This is a genomic window from Mesorhizobium sp. M7A.F.Ca.AU.002.02.1.1 (genome assembly GCF_003998535.1).
Classification (GTDB): domain Bacteria; phylum Pseudomonadota; class Alphaproteobacteria; order Rhizobiales; family Rhizobiaceae; genus Mesorhizobium; species Mesorhizobium ciceri.
Genome location: NZ_RZPB01001235.1, coordinates 1 through 1,127, shown reverse-complemented (window position 1 = coordinate 1,127; position 1,127 = coordinate 1). Strand labels below are relative to the sequence as shown.

Annotated in this window: 2 protein-coding genes; one reads left to right on the top strand and one right to left on the bottom strand. The window is 64.9% G+C overall.

Going from position 1 to position 1,127, the window contains the following annotated elements:
* Positions 1–686, top strand: a 686-nt coding sequence (locus EN879_RS36765; protein ID WP_164774881.1) for a HAMP domain-containing sensor histidine kinase, incomplete at its 5' end; no start/stop codon positions are given.
* 11 nt (positions 687–697) lie between these two features.
* On the opposite strand, the gene EN879_RS36760 is transcribed toward EN879_RS36765, so the two are convergent.
* Positions 698–1,127, bottom strand: a 430-nt coding sequence (locus EN879_RS36760; RefSeq protein ID WP_206521096.1) for a nicotinate-nucleotide--dimethylbenzimidazole phosphoribosyltransferase, incomplete at its 5' end; no start/stop codon positions are given.

The following is a 1,127-nucleotide window of genomic DNA, read 5'->3' as shown; positions in this document are numbered from 1 at the left end:
TTCTCGGTTTGTCCGAGGTGATGTCGAACGAGGTGCTGGGACCGATGAGCAATCCCACCTATCGTGACTACGCCCATGACGTGCACGAATCCGGCCAGCATCTGCTCGACCTGATCAACGAGATTCTCGACCTGTCACGCATCGAGGCCGGCCGCTACCAGCTCAATGAAGAGCCGGTGATGCTGCTTGGTATCGTCGAGGACTGCTGTCACATGATGGAGTTGAGAGCGCGCAACAAGGATATCCGTGTCGTCCAGGATTTCGAGCACGAGCTGCCTCGGCTGTTCGCCGATGAACGGGCCGTGCGGCAGATCACGCTCAACCTTCTGTCGAACGCGATAAAATTCACCGCCACCGGCGGCGAAATCCGCGTCCGTGTCGGTTGGACGGCGGGCGGCGGACAATACATTTCGATCAAGGACAATGGCCCGGGCATACCGGAAGATGAGATCCCGATCGTGCTTTCCGCCTTCGGCCAGGGCTCCATCGCCATCAAGAGCGCCGAGCAAGGCACCGGGCTTGGCCTGCCGATCGTGCAAGGGCTGCTCGCAATGCATGGCGGCGAGTTCGAACTTCATTCCAAGCTGCGCGAAGGCACCGAGGCGATCGCCATCTTCCCGCTGAGCCGGGTGATGGAGGAATTGCCAGCATTGCCGACCGCGGCGGTGGCGGCTCGACGGCGGTAATACCTCAAGCCCTAACCGCGTACCGCCGCAGCCATGCCCGAACTGGTCAGCGCGGCGGCCTTGACCAGACCCGCTGCAAGGGCGGCCCCTGCCCCTTCGCCATGGCTGATGCCCAGATCAAGCAACGGGCGCAAGCCGAGCCGTTGGGCGGCGCGTGCATGCGCGGGTTCCGGCGACAGGCTGGCCAGCAGGCAATGGTCGAGCGCGGCGGGATTGACGCCATGCAGTACCGCTGCGGCTGCCGTCGCCGCCAATCCGTCGAGCAGCACCGGGATCTTCTGCATCCGCGCGGCCAGAATGGCACCGGCGATCGCCGCGAATTCCCGGCCGCCGACCCGGCGCAGCGCCTCGAGCGGGTCGCCGAGATGGCCGCCATGAAAAGCCAGCGCCGCATCGACCACGTCCGCCTTGCGTGCCTGCATCGCCGTATCGGCGCCTGAC